Source organism: Exiguobacterium sp. s125 (assembly GCF_018618605.1).
GTDB classification, from domain to species: Bacteria; Bacillota; Bacilli; order Exiguobacteriales; family Exiguobacteriaceae; genus Exiguobacterium_A; species Exiguobacterium_A oxidotolerans.
In genome coordinates, this window is the sequence record NZ_JACSMI010000021.1 from 1 (window position 1) to 413 (window position 413).

Annotated in this window: 2 tRNA genes; both read right to left on the reverse strand. The window is 48.9% G+C overall.

Annotated features, from left to right (window positions below):
- Positions 1 to 117 precede the first annotated feature (117 nt).
- Positions 118 to 190, reverse strand: a tRNA-Ala gene (locus tag KNQ05_RS15610).
- Between the two features lie 22 nt (positions 191 to 212).
- A tRNA-Ile gene (locus KNQ05_RS15615) sits at positions 213 to 289 on the reverse strand.
- Between the last annotated feature and the right edge of the window lie 124 nt (positions 290 to 413).

Consider the following 413-nt stretch of genomic DNA (forward strand, 5'->3'; position numbering starts at 1 on the left):
ATTTTGGTATTCTAAGAACACACGTCTAATGACATGGTTATAAAAAGTTTGATGTCTTGTTGATGTCTTCAGTTTTCAAGGTGCGAGTGCCTTCTCCATGAAAATGGACAAGACAAATGGAGCCTAGCGGGATCGAACCGCTGACCTCCTGCGTGCAAGGCAGGCGCTCTCCCAGCTGAGCTAAGGCCCCAGGATATGAACTTAAAATTGAATGGTGGGCCTAAGTGGACTCGAACCACCGACCTCACGCTTATCAGGCGTGCGCTCTAACCAGCTGAGCTATAGGCCCATTCAAATATGGGATGATTCAGTTGAGAGATCGGACTCTCAAAACTGAACGATGGGCATGTCCCTTACGGGACGTTTTCCTTAGAAAGGAGGTGATCCAGCCGCACCTTCCGATACGGCTACCT